The organism is Paenirhizobium naphthalenivorans, assembly GCF_007992095.1.
GTDB lineage: Bacteria > Pseudomonadota > Alphaproteobacteria > Rhizobiales > Rhizobiaceae > Allorhizobium > Allorhizobium naphthalenivorans.
On sequence record NZ_BJZP01000021.1, the window covers coordinates 40,770 to 59,361 of the forward strand.

Annotated in this window: 21 protein-coding genes; 4 read left to right on the forward strand and 17 right to left on the reverse strand. The window is 59.5% G+C overall.

Annotated elements, in window-relative coordinates; all coding sequences use genetic code 11:
• The first annotated feature begins 32 nt into the window (after window positions 1–32).
• The gene (trxA, locus tag RNA01_RS17515; protein ID WP_147181503.1) at window positions 33–353 is read left to right on the forward strand and encodes a thioredoxin; all 321 of its coding nucleotides are present in this window, start codon (window positions 33–35) and stop codon (window positions 351–353) included.
• Window positions 354–404: 51 nt separating this feature from the next.
• On the opposite strand, the gene RNA01_RS17520 is transcribed toward trxA, so the two are convergent.
• From RNA01_RS17520 to RNA01_RS17555, 8 genes are all read right to left on the reverse strand, one after another.
• A complete protein-coding gene (locus tag RNA01_RS17520; RefSeq protein WP_235916740.1) occupies window positions 405–1,748 on the reverse strand; it encodes a bifunctional folylpolyglutamate synthase/dihydrofolate synthase in 1,344 nt (447 codons plus the stop codon).
• A 45-nt stretch (window positions 1,749–1,793) separates the two neighbouring features.
• Window positions 1,794–2,699, reverse strand: a complete 906-nt coding sequence (accD, locus tag RNA01_RS17525) for an acetyl-CoA carboxylase, carboxyltransferase subunit beta (protein ID WP_147181504.1) — start codon at window positions 2,697–2,699, stop codon at window positions 1,794–1,796.
• Between the two features lie 38 nt (window positions 2,700–2,737).
• The gene (trpA, locus tag RNA01_RS17530) at window positions 2,738–3,577 is read right to left on the reverse strand and encodes a tryptophan synthase subunit alpha (RefSeq protein WP_147181505.1); all 840 of its coding nucleotides are present in this window, start codon (window positions 3,575–3,577) and stop codon (window positions 2,738–2,740) included.
• 1 nt (window position 3,578) lies between these two features.
• On the reverse strand, window positions 3,579–4,799 hold the full coding sequence (gene trpB, locus RNA01_RS17535; RefSeq protein WP_147181506.1) for a tryptophan synthase subunit beta: 1,221 nt from the start codon (window positions 4,797–4,799) through the stop codon (window positions 3,579–3,581).
• Window positions 4,796–5,470 carry a phosphoribosylanthranilate isomerase gene (locus RNA01_RS17540; RefSeq protein ID WP_147181507.1) on the reverse strand — a complete coding sequence of 225 codons (675 nt, stop codon included), beginning with the start codon at window positions 5,468–5,470 and terminating at the stop codon, window positions 4,796–4,798. The genes trpB and RNA01_RS17540 overlap by 4 nt, the downstream gene beginning before the upstream one ends.
• 73 nt (window positions 5,471–5,543) lie before the next feature.
• On the reverse strand, window positions 5,544–6,299 hold the full coding sequence (locus RNA01_RS17545; protein ID WP_147181508.1) for a M48 family metallopeptidase: 756 nt from the start codon (window positions 6,297–6,299) through the stop codon (window positions 5,544–5,546).
• Between the two features lie 82 nt (window positions 6,300–6,381).
• On the reverse strand, window positions 6,382–6,810 hold the full coding sequence (locus RNA01_RS17550; RefSeq protein WP_147181509.1) for a DUF2852 domain-containing protein: 429 nt from the start codon (window positions 6,808–6,810) through the stop codon (window positions 6,382–6,384).
• A 137-nt stretch (window positions 6,811–6,947) separates the two neighbouring features.
• A complete protein-coding gene (locus RNA01_RS17555) occupies window positions 6,948–8,228 on the reverse strand; it encodes a polyhydroxyalkanoate depolymerase (protein WP_147181510.1) in 1,281 nt (426 codons plus the stop codon).
• Between the two features lie 327 nt (window positions 8,229–8,555).
• Between RNA01_RS17555 and RNA01_RS17560 the strand changes: the two genes are divergently transcribed.
• Window positions 8,556–9,155 (forward strand): nitroreductase family protein, encoded by a 600-nt coding sequence (locus RNA01_RS17560; RefSeq protein WP_147181511.1) that lies wholly within the window; start codon window positions 8,556–8,558, stop codon window positions 9,153–9,155.
• A gap of 66 nt (window positions 9,156–9,221) precedes the next feature.
• On the opposite strand, the gene gyrB is transcribed toward RNA01_RS17560, so the two are convergent.
• The 5 genes from gyrB to RNA01_RS17585 all read right to left on the reverse strand — a co-directional run bounded on the left by gyrB (window position 9,222) and on the right by RNA01_RS17585 (window position 14,526).
• Window positions 9,222–11,657: a DNA topoisomerase (ATP-hydrolyzing) subunit B gene (gene gyrB / locus RNA01_RS17565; protein ID WP_147181512.1), complete on the reverse strand. Its 2,436-nt coding sequence runs from the start codon at window positions 11,655–11,657 to the stop codon at window positions 9,222–9,224.
• Window positions 11,658–11,797: 140 nt separating this feature from the next.
• Window positions 11,798–12,166, reverse strand: a complete 369-nt coding sequence (locus RNA01_RS17570) for a helix-turn-helix domain-containing protein (protein ID WP_147181513.1) — start codon at window positions 12,164–12,166, stop codon at window positions 11,798–11,800.
• Window positions 12,163–12,717, reverse strand: coding sequence for a Smr/MutS family protein (locus tag RNA01_RS17575; protein ID WP_235916743.1), 555 nt, complete (start codon window positions 12,715–12,717; stop codon window positions 12,163–12,165). The genes RNA01_RS17570 and RNA01_RS17575 overlap by 4 nt, the downstream gene beginning before the upstream one ends.
• Window positions 12,714–13,820 (reverse strand): murein transglycosylase A, encoded by a 1,107-nt coding sequence (gene mltA, locus RNA01_RS17580; protein WP_147181514.1) that lies wholly within the window; start codon window positions 13,818–13,820, stop codon window positions 12,714–12,716. Before mltA ends, RNA01_RS17575 begins: the two co-directional genes overlap by 4 nt.
• 10 nt (window positions 13,821–13,830) lie before the next feature.
• Window positions 13,831–14,526, reverse strand: coding sequence for a Tim44/TimA family putative adaptor protein (locus RNA01_RS17585; RefSeq protein WP_147181515.1), 696 nt, complete (start codon window positions 14,524–14,526; stop codon window positions 13,831–13,833).
• Between the two features lie 155 nt (window positions 14,527–14,681).
• On the opposite strand from RNA01_RS17585, the gene RNA01_RS17590 reads away from it, so the two are divergent.
• Complete coding sequence (locus RNA01_RS17590) at window positions 14,682–15,188, forward strand: FxsA family protein (RefSeq protein ID WP_147181516.1); 507 nt, start codon at window positions 14,682–14,684, stop codon at window positions 15,186–15,188.
• 90 nt (window positions 15,189–15,278) lie between these two features.
• Window positions 15,279–15,755: a protein-export chaperone SecB gene (gene secB / locus RNA01_RS17595; protein WP_147181517.1), complete on the forward strand. Its 477-nt coding sequence runs from the start codon at window positions 15,279–15,281 to the stop codon at window positions 15,753–15,755.
• 55 nt (window positions 15,756–15,810) lie between these two features.
• Here the strand turns inward: secB and dnaQ are convergent, their stop codons facing one another.
• The 4 genes from dnaQ to RNA01_RS17615 are packed head-to-tail and all read right to left on the reverse strand — an operon-like array spanning window position 15,811 to window position 18,559.
• On the reverse strand, window positions 15,811–16,512 hold the full coding sequence (gene dnaQ, locus RNA01_RS17600) for a DNA polymerase III subunit epsilon (protein ID WP_147181518.1): 702 nt from the start codon (window positions 16,510–16,512) through the stop codon (window positions 15,811–15,813).
• Window positions 16,505–17,110, reverse strand: coding sequence for a dephospho-CoA kinase (gene coaE / locus RNA01_RS17605; protein ID WP_147181519.1), 606 nt, complete (start codon window positions 17,108–17,110; stop codon window positions 16,505–16,507). The genes dnaQ and coaE overlap by 8 nt, the downstream gene beginning before the upstream one ends.
• A complete protein-coding gene (locus tag RNA01_RS17610) occupies window positions 17,107–17,967 on the reverse strand; it encodes a shikimate dehydrogenase (RefSeq protein ID WP_147181520.1) in 861 nt (286 codons plus the stop codon). The genes coaE and RNA01_RS17610 overlap by 4 nt, the downstream gene beginning before the upstream one ends.
• On the reverse strand, window positions 17,960–18,559 hold the full coding sequence (locus RNA01_RS17615) for a Maf-like protein (RefSeq protein ID WP_147181521.1): 600 nt from the start codon (window positions 18,557–18,559) through the stop codon (window positions 17,960–17,962). Before RNA01_RS17615 ends, RNA01_RS17610 begins: the two co-directional genes overlap by 8 nt.
• Window positions 18,560–18,592 lie beyond the last annotated feature (33 nt).

An 18,592-nucleotide genomic window follows, 5' to 3' on the forward strand; every position in this document is an offset into this window, starting at 1 on the left:
AGCTGAAACCGTTACCGGTAAAGGAGCAACTCATGGCTACGGTAAAAGTCGATAATTCCAATTTTCAGGCTGAAGTCCTCGATTCGGCCGAGCCCGTGGTCGTGGACTTCTGGGCCGAATGGTGCGGTCCGTGCAAGATGATCGCCCCGAGTCTCGAAGAAATCTCCAACGAGCTGGCCGGCAAGGTCAAGGTCGTCAAGGTCAATATTGACGAGAACCCGGAAATCGCCGCCAAGTTCGGCGTTCGCTCAATCCCGACCCTTGCCATGTTCAAGGGCGGCGAAGTGGCCGACATCAAGGTCGGCGCGGCGCCGAAGACCGCTCTTTCGAGCTGGATTTCCAGCGCAGCGTGATCGGCCTCGTCGGTTACATGCAAGAAAGCCGGGCTTGAGCCCGGCTTTTTCTTATTTGGGCGGTGTACCGTTATCGGCTAGGACATTGCCGACGAGATAGAGCGAGCCGCCGATCAGGATACGGGGCGGGGCGGCGTCCGGATCGATCCGCTCGGCGATCTCCTGAAGCGCCTCGGCAACCGATTCCATCGGAGCGGCCACCAACCCGGCCTCGAAGGCGGCATGAGCCAGAGCGACGGGATCAAGCGCCGCGTCCGTGCCACGGATTGGCACCGTGAATACGTCCTGGGCAATATCGGCAAACGCGCGGAAATAGCCAACCGGGTCCTTGGTATTGATCATCCCGGTGATCAGGTAGAGCGGCCGCGACTGACGCTCTTCGAAACCGGCCATGGCCTCGGCGATTACTTCACCCGCGCCCGGATTGTGCCCGCCGTCGACCCAAATCTCCGCGCCCGACGGCGCGAAGGCAATCAGATTGCCTTCGGTCAGCCGCTGCAGGCGACCTGGCCATTCAACCGAATTCATCGCTTTTTCCGCCATGGCTGCAGTCACCTCGAAGCCGGCGGCCTTGACCGCGCGAATCGCTGCCGCCGCGTTGCCATACTGATGCCGCCCCGGCAGCCGCGGCAGCGGCAGATCCATCAGGCCGAATTCGTCCTGATAGACAAGCCGACCGAATTCCTCGTGAGCACCGAAATCCTGACCAAAGACAGCCAGCGGACAGCCAAGACGCTCAGCCGTTGTAACCAGCACCTCACGGGCCGAGTCATATTCCTGCTGACCGATCACCACTGGTTGGCCGCGCTTCATAATTCCCGCCTTTTCAGCGGCGATCAGTTCGACCCGGTCTCCGAGATAGGGCTGGTGGTCGAGAGAGATCGGCATGATCACCGAGACGGCCGGCGTCTCGATGACATTGGTCGCGTCGAAACGACCACCGAGGCCGACCTCGATGATAGCGACGTCGGCAGGCTGTTCGGAAAAAAGCAGGAAAGTCACGGCCGTCAGGATCTCAAAGACGGTAATCTGCTGACCGCCATTGGCGATGGCGACCCGCCGTAAGGCATCGGCAAAAACCGTATCCTCAACCAGTTGCCCCGCCCCACCCTTGACGCCGATACGGTAACGCTCGTGCCAGCGGACCAGATGGGGCGACGTGTGGACATGGACGCTGAGGCCCTGCGCCTCGAGCAGCGCACGGCAGAAGGCCGTCACCGAGCCCTTGCCGTTGGTGCCGGCCACATGAATGACCGGTGGCAGCCGGTCCTGCGGATTGCCCAGCAGTTCCAGTAGCCGACGGATGCGTGTGAGGGAGAGATCAAAGCCCTTCGGGTGCAACCCCATGAGCTCGTTGATCACCTGTTCTGCCTTGCTGAAGGCGGGGTCGGCCATATTCACAATATTCCGCTGCTTCGCGTTCCAGGGCCGATAAGCGACTTAGGCCGATGCCTTCTCAGGCACGGCAGACTCGGCTGCTGTCGCGCCCACGCCGACCGGGCGCTTCAACATGATCTTCAAAGTCCGCGCGAGCAGCGACGGAATATCATGGCGCTTGACCACCATGTCTATCATGCCATGTTCCAGCAGATATTCGGAGGTCTGGAAGCCTTCCGGCAGCTTCTCGCGAATAGTCTGCTCGATGACCCGCTTGCCGGCAAAGCAGATCTCTGCGCCTGGCTCGGCAATGTGGAGATCCCCTAACATCGCATAGGATGCGGTCACGCCACCGGTGGTCGGATTGGTCAGCACGACGATATAGGGAAGGCCTGCTTCCTTGAGCATGTCGACCGCGACCGTGGTACGCGGCAACTGCATCAGCGAAAGGATACCTTCCTGCATGCGGGCCCCGCCAGAAGCGGGGAACATGACGAGCGGGCACTTCTCCGCGATGGCACGTTCAAACGCCTTGACGATAGCCTCGCCGGCGGCAATCCCGAGCGAACCACCCATGAAGTTAAACTCATGAACGACGGCAACCAGCTTGACGCCTTCAACCGTGCCAACGCCGGCGAGAATCGTGTCTTCCTGCTCTGTCTTCAGGCGGCTGTCCTTCAGGCGGTCGGCGTATTTCTTCGAATCGCGGAACTTCAGCGGATCCTGTGCCACCTTCGGCTGCGGCAAGGCTTCATAGCGCCCCTCGTCGAATAGATCGGTCAAGCGTGCCTTCGCCGGCATCTTCATGTGATAGCCCGAGGCCGGGATCACCCACTTGTTCTCCTCGAGATCCTTGTGAAAGACCATCTCGCCCGTTTCGGGACATTTGATCCAAAGATTCTCGGGAACCTCGCGGCGGCCCAACATGGAATTGATCCGCGGCCGCACGTAATTGGTAATCCAGTTCACTTGACTAACTCCTGACTGTCCCAGTCAATATGGGAAGACTATTCGGCGGCGGCAAGGCGAGCGGCATGAACGCCGGCCGAAAGACCACGAACGAAGGTGGCGACTGCCTGCACCGTATCGGCGGAGGCGTGGCCATCCTTGTCGAGCGAGGTCGCCACCTGATTGACGATCGCGGTACCGACCACCACGCCATCGGCGGAGGCGCCGATCAGGCGCGCGTGTTCGGCGGTCTTGACACCGAAACCGACGCAGACGGGCAGATCGGTCTGGCTCTTGATCCGCTGGACGGCACCGGCGATCTTCGACGGATCAGGCAGGGCCGAACCGGTGATGCCGGTCATCGACACATAGTAGACGAAACCCGACGTGTTGGTCAGCACCTTGGGCAGGCGCTTGTCATCGGTCGTCGGCGTGGTGAGGCGAATGAAGTTGATGTCCTTGGCGCGCGCCGGGATGCACAACTCATTATCCATCTCGGCCGGCAGGTCGACAATGATAAGGCCGTCGATACCGGCTTCGAGCGCATCCTCGAGGAAACGATCTACGCCGTAGACGTAGATGGGATTGTAGTAACCCATGATCACGATCGGGGTTGTGTCATCGCCCTTGCGGAACTCGCGGGCCATCTGCAGCGTCTTTCTCATCGTCTGGCCGCCCTTCAGCGCACGCTGGCCTGCCATCTGGATGGCCGGGCCATCGGCCATCGGGTCGGAAAACGGTGCGCCAAGCTCGATAACATCGGCACCGGCTGCGGGAAGCGCCTTCATGATTTTCAGCGAGGTTTCGTAATCTGGATCGCCACCCATGAAATAGGTGACGAGCGCCGGCCGGCCCTCAGCCTTCAGTGCGGCGAATTTCTTGTCCATACGAGCGGTCATGTCAGAGCCCCATACCCAGAATCTTGCCGACGGTGAAGATATCCTTGTCGCCGCGGCCACAGAGATTCATCACGATGATCTGGTCCTTGTCCATCTTCGGCGCGCGCTTGATGACTTCGGCCAGCGCATGGCTCGGTTCCAGCGCGGGAATGATGCCCTCGGTGCGGGTCAGCATCTGGAAGGCCGCCAGCGCCTCGGTGTCCATGATCGGCACGTATTCGACGCGGCCCTGATCTTTCAGCCAGGAATGCTCCGGACCGATGCCCGGATAGTCGAGGCCGGCCGAGATCGAATGGCCTTCCTTGATCTGCCCGTCGCCGTCCTGCAACAGATAGGTGCGGTTGCCATGCAGAACGCCCGGCGAACCGGCCGTCAGCGAGGCGCAATGCTCTTCGCCGTCGAGACCCTTGCCGCCGGCTTCGACGCCGACGATCTTGACCGACGCGTCGTCGAGGAAGGGGTGGAACAGGCCGATGGCGTTGGACCCGCCACCGACGGCCGCCACCAGCATGTCCGGCAGCCGGCCTTCGGCCGCCATCATCTGTTCCCGGGTTTCGCGTCCGATCACCGACTGGAAGTCACGGACCATTTCCGGATAGGGGTGTGGACCGGCAGCGGTGCCGATCATGTAATAGGTGTCGTCGACATTGGTGACCCAGTCGCGCAGCGCCTCGTTCATCGCGTCCTTCAGCGTGCCGTGGCCGGAGGTCACCGGCCGCACTTCGGCGCCGAGAAGCTTCATGCGGAAGACGTTCGGCGCCTGGCGCTCCACGTCGGTCGCGCCCATGTAGACGACGCAAGGGATGCCGAAGCGCGCGGCAACGGTCGCCGAGGCGACCCCGTGCTGGCCGGCACCGGTCTCGGCGATGATGCGGGTCTTGCCCATGCGCTTGGCGAGCAGGATCTGACCGAGGCAATTGTTGATCTTGTGGCTGCCGGTATGGTTCAGCTCATCGCGCTTGAAGTATATTTTCGCGCCACCCAGCTCTTCCGTCAGCCGCTCGGCGAAATAGAGCGGGCTCGGACGGCCGGTATAATGGGTATTCAGATGGGCAAGTTCGGCCTGGAACTCGGCATCGGTCTTCGCCTTCTCCCACTCGTCCTGAAGTTCGAGGATGAGTGGCATCAGCGTCTCCGCGACGAAACGTCCGCCGAAAATGCCGAACAGGCCGTCCTCATCGGGTCCTTCGCGGAAGGAGTTGGGTCTGGGTGTCTCGTTCACTGTGCGCTCCCTGAAACCGGCTCGCGGGCCGAAGCCCGTTCGACTGCCGCGAAAAACTCGTCCATCTTGTCCAGATCCTTGACGCCCGGTGCGCTCTCCACGCCGGACGATACATCGATACCTCGCGCCCCGGTTTCGCGGAGCGCGGCGGCGATATTGTCCCTATTGAGGCCACCGGAAAGCATGTAATCGACACTGTCGTCAAGCGTCTGCAAAACGCACCAGTCGAACGATACTCCGTTGCCGCCCGGCAGATCGGAACCAGCTGGCGGCTTGGCGTCGAACAAGAACCGATCCGCGATACCGATATAGGGCTCGATCCGCTTCAGGTCATCGGGCTCGCGGATGGAAAACGCCTTCATCACCGGCAGCCCGCTCACCGCCTTGACGGTCAGCACCCGTTCTGGGCTCTCCTTGCCATGGAACTGCAGGATGTCTGGCCGAACCAACGCGATGATCTCGTCGAGCTCGTCGTTGTCGGCATCTACGGTAACGGCGACGATCTTGGCGCGTCCCCTCACCCGGTCGGCTAGGTGCCCGGCCAAGTCCGGTTCGATATTGCGCGGGCTCTTTTCAAAGAAAATGAAGCCGACATGGGTGGCCCCACGCTCGACGGCACGATCCACCGCCTCCGGCGTCTTCAATCCGCAGATCTTTATATCGGGTATCATGGCAGCCGAAGTCGCACGAAAATGCAAAAGAGTCGAGCCAATTTGCTACGCAAGCTGTTCGCCGCGCCGACGATCAATCGAAGTCGACGGCATGCAACTGGGTGCCATGCCGCTTCAGCCAGGCCTTAGCCGTCTCCATATGGGGACAAAGGTCGCGGCAAAGCGCCCAGAAAGCCGGTCCGTGGTTCATCTCCTGCAGGTGCGCGACCTCATGGGCCGCAAGGTAGTCGATCACCGGCGGGGGCGCCATGACAATGCGCCAGGAGAAACTCAGCTTGCCATCCCAGGAACAGGAGCCCCAGCGGCTGCGGGTATCCTTCATCGTCAGTGACCTGAAGGACTTACCGACAGCCTTTGCATGTCCGTCGACCAGCAGCTCGAGATCATGCCGGGCTTCCTTCTTGAGGAAATCACCGATGCGACGACCGAGATGCTCTTCCATGCCGCTTACGCTCAGCACTGGACCAATCTCGGAATCGATCGCTTCAGTCAGACCGCGCAGCCGGCCGGAATGGATGATGCGGTGAGGAACGCCCCGGAGCAGTATTTCGCCACCATCGGCGAGCCGTTTGTCACTCGAAAACTTGGCAAGCTTCACTTCGAGCCAGCCACGATGGCGCTCGAGAAAATCGGCGATCTCGCGTTCCCGCAGACCGGGCGGGATCGTCATCTTCAGCCCCCTGCCGCCCGGCTCGATGCGCAGCGTGATGCGGGTGGCGCGCGGGTTGCTGCGGATCGCCAGCGGCATCTCGCGACCGCTCACCTCGAGCACGCGGCTCGATGTGGCCGGTGCCTTTGACCGGGCTGGCTTTTGCAAGAATGAAAACATGACTTCGTCTTAGCCGATTCGGACATTACGCGCATAAAAAAGCCGGCACGCCAAGGTGCCGGCCGATTGCTCTCGATAAGGATCAGACGCCGGTCGCGCCGGAAGCAGCGTTGTCGCTGCGGCGCTCGGTCGAACGGCCACGCATGAAGCGATCGAATTCCTCCTGATCCTTGGCGCGGCGCAGTTCGCGGACATAGCGGTCGAAATCGGCACGCATCTCGTCGAGCTTACGACGTTCCTCTTCAAGGCGATCAAGTTCCGTCTTGCGCCAATCGTCGAAGGCGCCATTGCCGGTAGAGAAATGAGCGCCGCGGAATCCGCTGTGCCGGCACTTAGCGAAGATGCCGTCGGCCGTCTGATTGGCGTTCCGCTTGAAAGCGGCGAAACGATCACCAAAGACAATATAGGCCAGCATGGCCAGGCCCAGGGGCCAGAACACCATGAAGCCGAGCACCATCAAGGCAACGGTCGCCGGCGTCCAATCCGGCCGAAGCAGTGCTGACTGGTTCATCATCAATTACCCTCGCTTTCATCGGGGGCGATATGCCGTCCGATGAAATCGATGTGGGAAACGCTCCCCTTGCGTTCAAGGAGAGCATTTTGGCAATCGGCTAATATACTGAAACCTTCACGAAAAACGTGAGCACATCAAGCGGACTTGCCGCCCTTGATGACACGCTTGACCCGGCTCTGCTTCACGCTGCGGCTCTGCTGTGTGGCGAAGGCGATGATGCGCGGGGCGATTTCCTTGCGGAAGCGCGAACCGTTGAATACGCCATAGTGACCGACATCCGGCTGCAAATAGTGCATCCGTTTTTCGTCCGGGATATTCGGGCAGATGGTCTGGGCCGCCTGTGTCTGGCCGATGCCGGAAATGTCGTCGTTTTCGCCCTCCACAGTGAGTAGCGCGACATTGCGGATCGCCTTGGTGTCGACCAGCTTGCCGCGATGCATCATTTCGCCCTTTGGAAGAGAGTGCTTGATGAACACGGTATCGACCGTCTGCAGGTAGAACTCGGCGGTGAGGTCCATGACCGCCAGATACTCGTCATAGAAGTCGCGGTGCTTCTCAGCCGAATCCCCGTCATTCTTGACGAGGTGCATGTAGAAATCCTTGTGGGCGATCATGTGCCGATCGAGGTTCATCGACATGAAGCCCGACAGTTGCAGGAAACCCGGATAGACGGAACGCATGACGCCCGGCTGTGGCCAAGGAACGTTCATGATGACATTGTCCCTGAACCAGTCGAGCGGCTTGTTCTGGGCGAGTTCGTTGACTGCGGTCGGGTTGATCCTCGTGTCGATCGGGCCACCCATCAGCGTCATGGATGACGGATAGAGCGGGTCATTGTTGGCCTCCATGACTGCAACAGCGGCCAGAACCGGCACAGCCGGCTGACAGACGGCAACCAGATGTGTGTCGGCACCCAGATGGTGGACCATGTCGATCACGTAATCGATGTAATCGTCGAGATCGAAATCACCGTCGGTCACTGGCACCATGCGGGCGTCGACCCAGTCCGTAATGTAAACGTCGGCACCCTGCATCAACGCTTCCACGGTGCCACGCAACAGCGTCGCATAATGGCCCGACATCGGGGCGACGATCAGGATGCGCGGTCCGGGTGCCGAACCGGCCGGCAGGTCCCGGTTGAAATGGATCAAATTGCAGAACGGTTTCTGCCAGACGATCTCTTCCCGTACGGCAACCGTCTGGCCGTCTACGGTCGTCGTGGCAAGGCCGAACTCCGGCTTGCCATAACGGCGTGTGACGCGCTCGAAAACTTCGAATCCAGCAGCGAGCGTCCGACCCATGACCGTATGGGTCAGGGGATTGAGAGGATTGCTGTAGGCGAGCCGCATGGCATCGGCTGTGGCCCGGAAGGGCGCCATTGCCGCATGGTTCATTTCATAGAGCTGGTAGAACATGAAATCTCGCCGCCTTTTGGTTTCCGCGTCGCGCGGTTTTTCCGTGGGTCTGCAAAACTAGCAGAGTTTGGTTAATTAGGAACCGCTTTGTTGGTACCCTCCCCCTGCTATCTTGGGGGTAGGCTATGATAGTCGTCATCCCGACAATTACACGAAGGCGTTAAAGTTCCACGGGCGAAGCTGGTTAACGCTGCTGCTCCTTGCATTCGATGGCGGCAAGGACAGGTGCTACACCTTGCAAGCAAATGCTCGACCTATATCTAATCTCGTCGCACTCACTTATCCCACAGACCTAACCTATGTCTTTGATCCGGAGCTCTTGTCCCCATGACCACCAGCAATAGTCGCACTTCCGAATTCGATATCGACCCGATCTTTCTCGATCGTTGGTCACCGCGCGCGTTTACCGGTGAGGCAATGGACGAAACGGTGCTGTTGACCATTCTCGAGGCTGCACACTGGGCGCCTTCGGCTAACAACTACCAGCCATGGCGCTTTGTCTATGCGTTGAACAGCGAGCCTGAATGGGACCGCTTCGTCGGTCTGCTGAATGAATCAAACCAGGTCTGGGCAAAATCTGCCTCCGCGCTGGTCTTTCTTTTTTCCGATACGCTGAGCCGCAGGCATGACGGGTCAGAGCCCAGGCTGATGCGCAGTCACAGCTTCGACACGGGGGCGGCCTGGGCAATGATGTCGCTACAGGCACTTCGCTCGGGTTATCTCGCCCACGCCATGGCCGGTGTCGACTTCGACGAGGCGATCAAGGTGCTCGGCGCGCCGGTCGGCTTCCATGCCGAGGCTGCAGTGGCCATCGGCAAGCGCGCCGACCCGGCCGGTCTACCGGATCACCTCAAGGCCAGAGAAATGCCGAACGGGCGGAAAAAGCTCGCTGATGTCGCCTTTGCCCGCGGCTTTCCGGTCGGCTGATCGTCCAGGTTAACGAAGTGTTTCACGTGAATCACTCCTTAGCCGGATTCACGTGAAACAACCTCATCAAATATCGAGGTTGGCGACGCTCAGCGCATTCTCCTGGATGAACTCACGACGCGGCTCGACCTCATCACCCATCAGGCGGGAGAACAGGCCATCGGCATCCGTCGCGTCGTTGACCCGGACCTGCAGAAGAGAGCGGACGTTGGGATCAAGCGTGGTTTCCCACAACTGCTCGGCATTCATCTCGCCAAGACCTTTATAGCGCTGCATCGTCAGGCCCTTGCGGCCAACCGCGAAGATTGACGCCAGAAGCGCGCGCGGTCCGGAAATCTCGCTCTTGTCTTCCTTACGCTGCAAGACCGGCGGGATACCGTAGATATCATGCAGACGTGTCGCCATCTGATCGATATGGCGGGCGTCAGCCGAACCGATAAGGGCATTGTCGAGGTTTGCGGTTTCCTTGACCCCGCGCACCATACGCTCGAAGCGCAGGCCCCCCTCTTCGGTCACATGACCGGTCCAGCCGCGTTCGGTCTCTTCGGCGATGAGGTCAAGGCGCTTGGCCACCTCGGCCGCAGTCGCTTCGGCCTGATCGTGGTTGCCCGTGAGCTCGGGATTGAGCGCGCCGCAAATGGCAGCCTGTTCAACGACATTGCGATTATAGCGCGAATGCAGGTTATCAATCAGCGAACGCAGCCGCAGTGCGTCCTGAATGACTTCGCGCAGGTCCTGGCCGGCACGCACTTCGCCATGACCGAGGGTAAGCATCGTATCCTCAAGGCCCATGGAGATCAGGTATTCTTCGAGAGCCTTCTCATCCTTCAGATATTGCACAGACTTGCCACGAGCCACCTTATAGAGTGGCGGCTGGGCGATATAGATATGCCCGCGCTCGATCAGTTCCGGCATCTGACGGAAGAAGAAGGTCAACAGCAGGGTCCGAATATGCGCGCCGTCGACGTCAGCGTCGGTCATGATGATGATCTTGTGATAGCGCAGCTTGTCGGCGTTGAACTCGTCCTTGCCGATGGATGTTCCAAGGGCAGTGATCAGAGTGCCGATTTCCTGGCTCGACAGCATGCGGTCGAAGCGGGCTCGTTCCACGTTCAGGATTTTGCCGCGAAGCGGCAAGATGGCCTGGGTTTCGCGCGAGCGCCCCTGCTTGGCCGAGCCGCCAGCGGAGTCACCCTCGACGAGGAAGAGTTCGGATTTCGACGGGTCGCGCTCGGAGCAGTCTGCGAGCTTGCCGGGCAGCGAGGCAATGTCGAGAACGCCCTTGCGACGCGTCAGTTCACGGGCGCGCCGCGCGGCCTCGCGCGCGGCAGCGGCTTCAACCACCTTGCCAACAAGGATCTTAGCATCCGACGGATGCTCTTCCAGCCAGGAACTCAGCGCTTCATTCACCAGGCTTTCGACGACGGGACGAACCTCCGAGGAAACGAGCTTGTCCTTCGTCTGCGACGAGAACTTCGGATCCGGCACCTTGACCGAGAGCACCGCCGTCAGGCCTTCACGGCAGTCGTCGCCTGTGAGGCTGACCTTCTCCTTCTTGGTGATGCCGGAGCTATCGGCATAGGAGGTGATCTGGCGGGTCAATGCCGCCCGGAAGCCCGCCATATGCGTGCCGCCGTCGCGCTGCGGAATGTTGTTGGTGAAGCACAGCACGTTCTCGTGATAGCTGTCGTTCCACCACATGGCGACTTCGACGGTAATGCCGTCCTTCTCGCCTCGGATCGAGACAGGCTTTTCGACGAGCGGCTTTTTTGCCCGGTCGAGATAGGCGACAAAGGCCTCAAGCCCGCCATCATAGACCATTTCTTCCTGACGAATGTCGGACCGTCGCTTGTCGGTCAACAGAATGTGCACACCGGAATTGAGGAAGGCGAGTTCGCGCAGCCGGTGCTCGAGCGTGCCATAATCGAACTCGATGTTGGTAAAAGTCTCGGGACTCGGCAGGAAGGTCACTTCCGTGCCCGAACGGCCATCATAGTCACCGACGACAGCGAGCGGCGCATCGGCAACGCCGTGCGTAAAGTTGATTTCATGGACTTTCCCGGAGCGGCGGATCCTCAGCTTCAGCTTGACGGAAAGTGCATTGACGACCGAAACGCCAACACCGTGCAGACCACCGGATACCTTGTAGGAATTCTGGTCGAATTTGCCGCCGGCATGGAGCTGCGTCATGATGACTTCGGCCGCCGAAACGCCCTCGCCCGTGTGTATATCCGTCGGAATACCGCGACCGTTATCGGTAACGGTGACCGACCCGTCGGCATTGAGCGTCACGGTGACGATATCCGCATGACCAGCCAGCGCCTCATCGATCGCATTGTCGACGACTTCATAAACCATATGATGAAGACCGGAACCATCGTCGGTGTCACCGATATACATGCCGGGGCGCTTACGGACGGCGTCCAGCCCCTTCAGCACCTTGATCGAATCCGCACCATATTCTGCTTGTGCAGCATTCTCGGCGATCGGTGTGTCGGTCATTCAGCAATCTTTCCAGTCAAATCTTCAAAAGGCCGGATCCTCGAATCACCGGCTTCAAGCGAATGAACTATAAGAGGTTTGAAGCAAGTTCCAAATGCGGGATCCGCATATCCCGTGGATATGCGGCGTTTCTCGGGCCGTCAGGCCGGTTTTCCCGCCGCTTCAACCAAGTTTCTCAATTCTCGTACCACATCGGGCGAAAGGTGGCGAATCTTCAGCGCCAGTTCATTCGCCAAAGCGGTATATTCGGCGGGCATACCGGATGTATCGACGATGACGCGCGGATGGGAGGCATCGGCCACCATGAACAATTCTTCCGCCTCGTCCCAAATGATGTTGAAATAGCCGGCGACACGCTGGAGAAAATCAAAATTCGGCCGGCCACGTCGTCCGTGCTCAAGGGCCGATAGGTAAGCCGGGGAAACGCCGATCGCCGCCGCCATTTCCTTTTGCGAGACGCCCTTGCGATCGCGCAGGCGCCGCAAGGCTTCGCCGAAGGGGGTTGTCATCGCCTTTCTCCCCCACCGCGTGACAGGCGGACATACAGAGCGCCCTCTCCGCCATGTTGCCGTGCCGCTGTCTCATAAGACGAAATGAGATAGCGGAATTCCGTCTTGGAAAACCACAGCGGCACGGCGCGCTTGAGGGCGCCGTCGCTGCCGAGCGAACTGCCCTTGCCGGTGATCACCAAGACATGGCGCAGACCGCGCTCGTGGGCCCGGATGAGAAAGTCGAGCAGGATGCCATGCGCCTCGCTCTGGATCAGACCGTGCAGATCGATCCGCGCTTCGAGCGCCAGGTGACCGCGGGAGAGCTTGCGCTTCACCGGCTTTTCCAGCGGATGATGAGTACCGCCCGGTTTTTTCTGTGGCAACGAATTCTCGGGCTGCCCGGAACTGTCGATATCCGGTTTGCTCACAACCGATGGCGCCGTGGGCTCACTGAACTCTTCCTCGAACTCCAGCAAATCCTGGAGCCGGCCTGGCATGGGTCGCGTCGAGCGCGCTACCTTGCCCCAGAGGATGCGATCTTCCGCGTTCAGTTTTCCTTTTCCCGTCACCCGCCGAACCTCGATGCCGCTTGCTTCGGAACGAGTATATAGAAATCGGCGGCGTTGCGCACGGCACCAGCCAGGTCTCCGGCCCGCTCACCCGAGCCTGTAAAAATATCACCGCGTGCGGGCCCAACGATGGCCGTTCCGGTTTCGAGCGCCAGCATCAGTCGCGCGAAGGGACGCCCCTCATCAAGGCGTGTCAGGCTCTCGGCGTGGATAAAGAACGGATAGCCGAAGCTGTGGATCTTACGGTCGACGGCGAGCGAGCGGCCGGCGACCAGTGGCACCTTGGCGGCGGCGATCGGTCCAAGGGCGCTGTCTTCGACCTCTGCTTCCCGGAAGAAAATGTAGGACCGATTGTGCCAGAGAACCTCGTCCACGCTATCTGGATGCGCCGCCAGCCAGGCGCGGATCGACTGCATGGAAATCTCAGAAAGCGGGATCTCGCCCCGCTCGACCAGAAACCGGCCGATCCCCGAAAACGGATGTCCGGCCTTCGCCGCAAAGGTGACGCGGGTCTGCCGGCCGTCGCCAAAGCAGAGCCGGGCAGCCCCTTGGACATGAGCGAAGAACACATCGACCTTCGATTTGGCCCAGGCAATCTCCAGCCCCCTGCCCTCCAGGTAGCCCTGATCGATAGCGCGACGATCGGGATAGGCGGCAATGCCGCTTCCCGTCGCAAGGCCAAAAGCATAACTCTGGTCGAGTTCGGGTGGCCGGTTGCTATCGTCTACGTCGATAAGATCGTCAGGACGGCGATAGAAGGGGAAACAGTAGACGGAATCCGGCCGTGGGGAGACCTCGACCTCCGGCTCGTAGAAGGCGGTAACGAACCCGCGCGCGCCGTCCGCCAGATCGATTGCGAACGGCCGGCACTCAGCCTCGAAGAACGCCCGGGCTTGCGTCGCATTCTCTGGCTGCACATTTGCCGCCGCATCCAGCAAGGGTATGAGATCATCAGAGGACAAACCGCTCAACCCGGTACGATAGGGCTTTTCCTCAAGAATATGCCTTCGACAGGCCGCAAGGGCGGAAAACAGTGGGCTCGGATCATCCTCGGCCCAGCCCGGCAGCGCATCGAAGCCGACCGGCCGAAGACGGAACTCCATGACTTAGCCCTCATGCATCCGCTTCGGTGGCGACCAGCTTCCAGTTGGGATCGCGCGAGCGAATGTCGCGGGCGAATGTCCATAGATCATTGACTTCGGTGACCTGCTCTGCGTCGCCATCGATCAGCGTACCGGCCTTGTCAAAGGTCGCACTGATCAGCTGGCAGAGGATGCGAACGGTGATCTGCTCTTCATTGTCGCGCACCACGGCCTGGGTGATCTCGGCCTTCTCGATACCGACAAAGGTCGATTTCACCACCTCGCCGCGGGATTCGCGGTCGGCGATCACCGACTCGAAACCCTCGAACACTTCGCGTGACAGCAGCCCTTTCAGCGTCTTGCGATCGCCATCGGCAAAAGCCATGACGATCATCTCATAGGCCATGCGCGCTCCGTTGAGAAATTCCTTCGGATTGAAACTCGGATCGTGCTGGACCAATTCGCGCAGCGCGCTATTGAGCGCCGTGTCCGGCTTGGCAAAGGCATCGATCGCGGCGAAACTTTCGTCGCCTGCGTCATCACGTTTCGGCAGGGTCACCACCTTGCTGTCATCGCTACCTGGGCCCTTGGCCAGATCGCGTGGGCTATAGGGATCGAACGGCGGCTTCTCGTTGCCTGTCCGACGACCCAGCACGCTACGCAGCTGAAGAAAAATCAGAACAGCAGCAACAAGAAAGAAGAGAGTGACAAAATCGTTGGAGCCCATGGCAATCAGTCGGCCTTGTTTAAATTTTAGGTCGTGTCACCCATATAGTCTGCGAATGCTGATCATTCAAATAGCCAATCGGCTTTCTTTGATAAGCCCCATCATCCTTCCTCGCGTCTGAGACCCCGACGCGAGATCTGACCGGAGTGACCGAAATGCGCCTGCCGCTCGCGATCCTGTTCTTCCTGCCGCTTGCGGAGATTGCTGCCTTCGTCGTGGTGGGCAAATATATAGGCGTGTTGGCCACGCTCGGTCTGACTGTCCTCACCGGTGTCGTCGGGCTCTCGTTACTGCGTGTGCAAGGCGCCGGCATTCTTCGCAGGCTTCAAAGCGAAAGCCGCAACGGCGCCGATCCAGGGCGCGAAATCGTGCATGGCGCGATGATCGTCATTGCTGCGTTCCTGCTAATCATCCCAGGTTTCCTGACAGACATCGTCGGCATCCTTCTGTTCTTGCCCTTCATCCGTGATTTTGCCTGGAAACTGGTTAAGCCGCATGTGGCGGTCGTGCGGGAAAGCCGCTTCTCCTATCAAGCCTCCTCGTCCACCTCGAACGACCAAAGCCCGTCCGAATCGACAACGATCGATCTCGACGAGAATGACTTTCATCGCGGTCCGAACCGCCAATCGCCCTGGTCGCTTGACAAAGGTCGCAAGGATTGACTCACAGGGTCAGCCCATTGGGGCCAGGGTTGTAAGGCCTGTGGCAAAATGGTAGATGGCCTCACCAAATCAAGCTGTGAGGAACGCCCAATGGCCGACGACAATCAGGGAACTGGAAGCCCTTCCCTCAACATTCTTGCCCAGTACATCAAGGATCTTTCGTTTGAAAATCCCGGTGCACCGCGTTCGCTGCAGTCGCGCGACAAAGCCCCGGCAATCAACATCAACGTCAATGTCAACGCCAATCCGCTGACGGATTCCGATTTTGATGTCGTCCTGGCGCTCACTGCTGAAGCTAAGGAAGGCGACAAGGTTTTGTTCGCGGCCGAGCTTGTCTATGGCGGCGTTTTCCGCGTCACTGGCTTTCCGCAGGAACACATGCTGCCGGTCCTCTTCATCGAGTGCCCGCGCTTGCTCTTCCCATTCGCCCGCCAGATCATTGCCGATGCGACCCGCAATGGTGGCTTCCCGCCACTCCTGATCGATCCGATCGATTTCGCTCAGATGTTCGCCCAGCGTGTCGCCGAAGAACAGGCTCGCGCCAAGGTTCAGGCTGTACCTAACTGATTTAGGCGACGGTCTTGAAAGTGCTCAAAGCCCGGTCTCGTGACCGGGCTTTTTATTACGCGCCGTATTTCCCCCAGATCGCCTTTTGCCCAAGCCGTGCCACAAGGCCTGCATGGCCCTGCATTTCTGCGGCCGAGATCCGCGGCGGCAGAGGGCGGGGCCGCTCGTAGCTCACCTCGATGACCTCGGTCTCCTCACTGCCTCGCTCACGCCCTTCCTGCACCGGCATCAGGCCGAAAGTTGCCTGGCGACCACCAAGCATCTCAATGTAGACTTCGGCAAGCAGCTCGGAGTCGAGCAGCGCTCCGTGCTTGGTGCGATGCGAATTGTCGATGCCATAACGGCGGCACAGCGCGTCAAGCGAATTGGGGCCCATGGGATGCTTGCGCCGAGCCAGCGCCAGCGTATCCACAACCAGCTCGCCCGGCACTGCCTCGCGCCCGATCCTCGCGAACTCGGCATTGATGAAGGTCATATCGAAGGTGGCGTTATGCGCCACCCAGCGCGCGCCGTCGAAGAACTCCACCAGTTCGTCGATGATCTGGTCGAAGGTCGGCTTGTCTTTCAGGAAATCGTCGGTGATCCCATGGACGGCGAGAGCGTCCGGATGAACCCGCCGATCACCGGGATTAATATAAACATGGAAACTGCGCCCGGTCGGAAAATGGTTAAACAATTCGATGCCGCCAATTTCGATGACGCGATCGTTCTTGAACTCAAGGCCAGTGGTTTCCGTATCGAAGACGATCTCACGCATTCGGCATTTTCTCCTTGCCAGCTCTCAGTTCAGCAATGATCTGTCGCACGCGTTCCCTGGCCGCGTCCACACCATGGCCTGTATCGATGACAAAATCCGCTCTCAGGCGCTTTTCAGCATCCGGCATCTGCCGCGACAAGATCATTTCAAATTTCTCTGCCGTCATTCCCGGCCTTTCGAGCACGCGCTGCCGCTGGATAGCCGCGTCACAGCTCACCACCACGATCTTATCGACACGCGAGGCGTTGCCGGTCTCGAATAGCAGTGGAATGTCTAGGACGACCATGTCGGCACCCGCGATACGCTGGAGTTCGAGAAAATGCTTTTCCCGCTCGCGCACCAGCGGATGGACGATCTCTTCAAGATCCCGAAATTTATCCGGATTCTTCGCCAGATTCTCCGCGAGTAATTTGCGGTCGACCACCTCATCCCTGATGGCGTCGGGAAACAGCTTGCCGACCTCTTTGACCGCTTCGCCGCGATAGAGATCATGCACCATCTGATCGGCGTCGTTGACCGGAATTCCGGCCTCGGCAAAAAGGCTCGCAGTCGTCGACTTGCCCATACCAATGGATCCAGTGAGACCGAGAACGATCATCCGTGCGCCTCCATATCGGCTATGACCAGGGCCCGTAGAACCTCGTCAACGACAGGCCGCTTGCCGAACCATTTTTCAAAGCCAGGAACCGCTTGATGCAAGAGCATGCCCAGACCATCAACAGTCGCCAAACCTACTCTTTCGGCCTGATCGAGAAACGCGGTCTTCAGTGGCACATAGACAATGTCGGTAACGACCGCATCAGATTCCAGGCTGTGAAAGGGCAGAATAGGTGCTGGATCCCCGTCCATGCCAAGCGACGTCGTATTGACGAAGAAGTCAGCACCCTGCATCACCTCGGCACAAGCTTCCATGGCATGCGGGTAGACGCGCGGTCCGAAACGGTGCGCCAGCTCCCTCGCCCGCTCAAGCGTTCGATTGACGACATGGATCTCCCTGAACCCCCTTTCACGCAACGCTTGAATGACCGCCCGGCTCGCGCCGCCGGCGCCGAGCACGACGGCTGTCTCGCCACGATCCCAACCCAGATGACGATCATCGAGATTGGATGTAAAGCCGATCCCATCCGTATTCGTCGCCTTAAGCTTGCCATCGTCGACCCAGAGTGTATTGGCCGCGCCCAGCTCATCGGTCAGTGCATCCGTTTCATCGGCCAGTGCGTGCGCAGCCTCCTTATGAGGAATGGTTACATTGCCGCCACAATAGCCAAGCGCCCCGCTTTTTACGCCTGCGATGAAATCGGCAAAATCCTCGGGAGAGACAGCCACGCGTTCATAGGTCCCGACAATACCCATAGTTTTCAGCCAATGACCATGTATCAATGGCGAGCGCGAGTGTTTGATCGGGTAGCCGACAACAAAGGCATGATGGTTAATTGTTTCACGTGAATCAGACATCGATTTCTCCAAGCGCCCGCAACCGTTCCAGCAATGGTAACAAGGGGAGTCCGAGTATCGTGAAATAGTCGCCCAAGATCGTAGTGAATAGCTGGATTCCGATTCCTTCAAGCTGGTAGCAACCGACGCTTCTCATCACCGCCTCGCCGCAACGCTCCAGATAGTCATCGAGAAAATCCTCGGAAAAATCACGCATCGTCAGATCCGCTATCGAAACGTGACGCCAGATTTCCGCGCCGTCCCGCACCAGAACCACACCACTGTTCAGCCGATGCGTCTTGCCCCTCAAAGCTTGCAGATTTGTCCGTGCTTCCACGCGGTCGCTCGGTTTGTGAAAGACCTCCTGTCCAAGCGACATGGTCTGGTCACAACCGACGACGAGCGCTCCTGGAAAACGGTCGCTGACTTCGAGCGCCTTTTGTAAGGCAAGTTCAACCGCGAGTTCGGCTGGCCCTAGACTGCGGTGTTCAATCGACCGCTCCACTGCCCGTTCATCGATCGCGGCGGCAACCGCTGCAAAAGCGAGGCCGGCATTTTCCATCAGCGTCCGGCGTGATTGGCTCGCTGAGGCAAGCACGAGTGTTTCAGCCATGACGGCAGCATCCTTGGAAACGGTTAACCCTGG

Excerpts from the sequence above, each read along its gene's own strand:
- trxA (WP_147181503.1), top strand. The coding sequence starts at position 33 with ATGGCTACGGTAAAAGTCGATAATTCCAATTTTCAGGCTGAAGTCCTC.
- RNA01_RS17520 (WP_235916740.1), bottom strand. The coding sequence starts at position 1,748 with ATGGCCGACCCCGCCTTCAGCAAGGCAGAACAGGTGATCAACGAGCTC.
- trpA (WP_147181505.1), bottom strand. The coding sequence starts at position 3,577 with ATGACCGCTCGTATGGACAAGAAATTCGCCGCACTGAAGGCTGAGGGC.
- RNA01_RS17540 (WP_147181507.1), bottom strand. The coding sequence starts at position 5,470 with ATGATACCCGATATAAAGATCTGCGGATTGAAGACGCCGGAGGCGGTG.
- RNA01_RS17545 (WP_147181508.1), bottom strand. The coding sequence starts at position 6,299 with ATGTTTTCATTCTTGCAAAAGCCAGCCCGGTCAAAGGCACCGGCCACA.
- RNA01_RS17550 (WP_147181509.1), bottom strand. The coding sequence starts at position 6,810 with ATGAACCAGTCAGCACTGCTTCGGCCGGATTGGACGCCGGCGACCGTT.
- RNA01_RS17555 (WP_147181510.1), bottom strand. The coding sequence starts at position 8,228 with ATGTTCTACCAGCTCTATGAAATGAACCATGCGGCAATGGCGCCCTTC.
- RNA01_RS17560 (WP_147181511.1), top strand. The coding sequence starts at position 8,556 with ATGACCACCAGCAATAGTCGCACTTCCGAATTCGATATCGACCCGATC.
- gyrB (WP_147181512.1), bottom strand. The coding sequence starts at position 11,657 with ATGACCGACACACCGATCGCCGAGAATGCTGCACAAGCAGAATATGGT.
- RNA01_RS17570 (WP_147181513.1), bottom strand. The coding sequence starts at position 12,166 with ATGACAACCCCCTTCGGCGAAGCCTTGCGGCGCCTGCGCGATCGCAAG.
- mltA (WP_147181514.1), bottom strand. The coding sequence starts at position 13,820 with ATGGAGTTCCGTCTTCGGCCGGTCGGCTTCGATGCGCTGCCGGGCTGG.
- RNA01_RS17585 (WP_147181515.1), bottom strand. The coding sequence starts at position 14,526 with ATGGGCTCCAACGATTTTGTCACTCTCTTCTTTCTTGTTGCTGCTGTT.
- RNA01_RS17590 (WP_147181516.1), top strand. The coding sequence starts at position 14,682 with ATGCGCCTGCCGCTCGCGATCCTGTTCTTCCTGCCGCTTGCGGAGATT.
- secB (WP_147181517.1), top strand. The coding sequence starts at position 15,279 with ATGGCCGACGACAATCAGGGAACTGGAAGCCCTTCCCTCAACATTCTT.
- dnaQ (WP_147181518.1), bottom strand. The coding sequence starts at position 16,512 with ATGCGTGAGATCGTCTTCGATACGGAAACCACTGGCCTTGAGTTCAAG.
- coaE (WP_147181519.1), bottom strand. The coding sequence starts at position 17,110 with ATGATCGTTCTCGGTCTCACTGGATCCATTGGTATGGGCAAGTCGACG.
- RNA01_RS17610 (WP_147181520.1), bottom strand. The coding sequence starts at position 17,967 with ATGTCTGATTCACGTGAAACAATTAACCATCATGCCTTTGTTGTCGGC.
- RNA01_RS17615 (WP_147181521.1), bottom strand. The coding sequence starts at position 18,559 with ATGGCTGAAACACTCGTGCTTGCCTCAGCGAGCCAATCACGCCGGACG.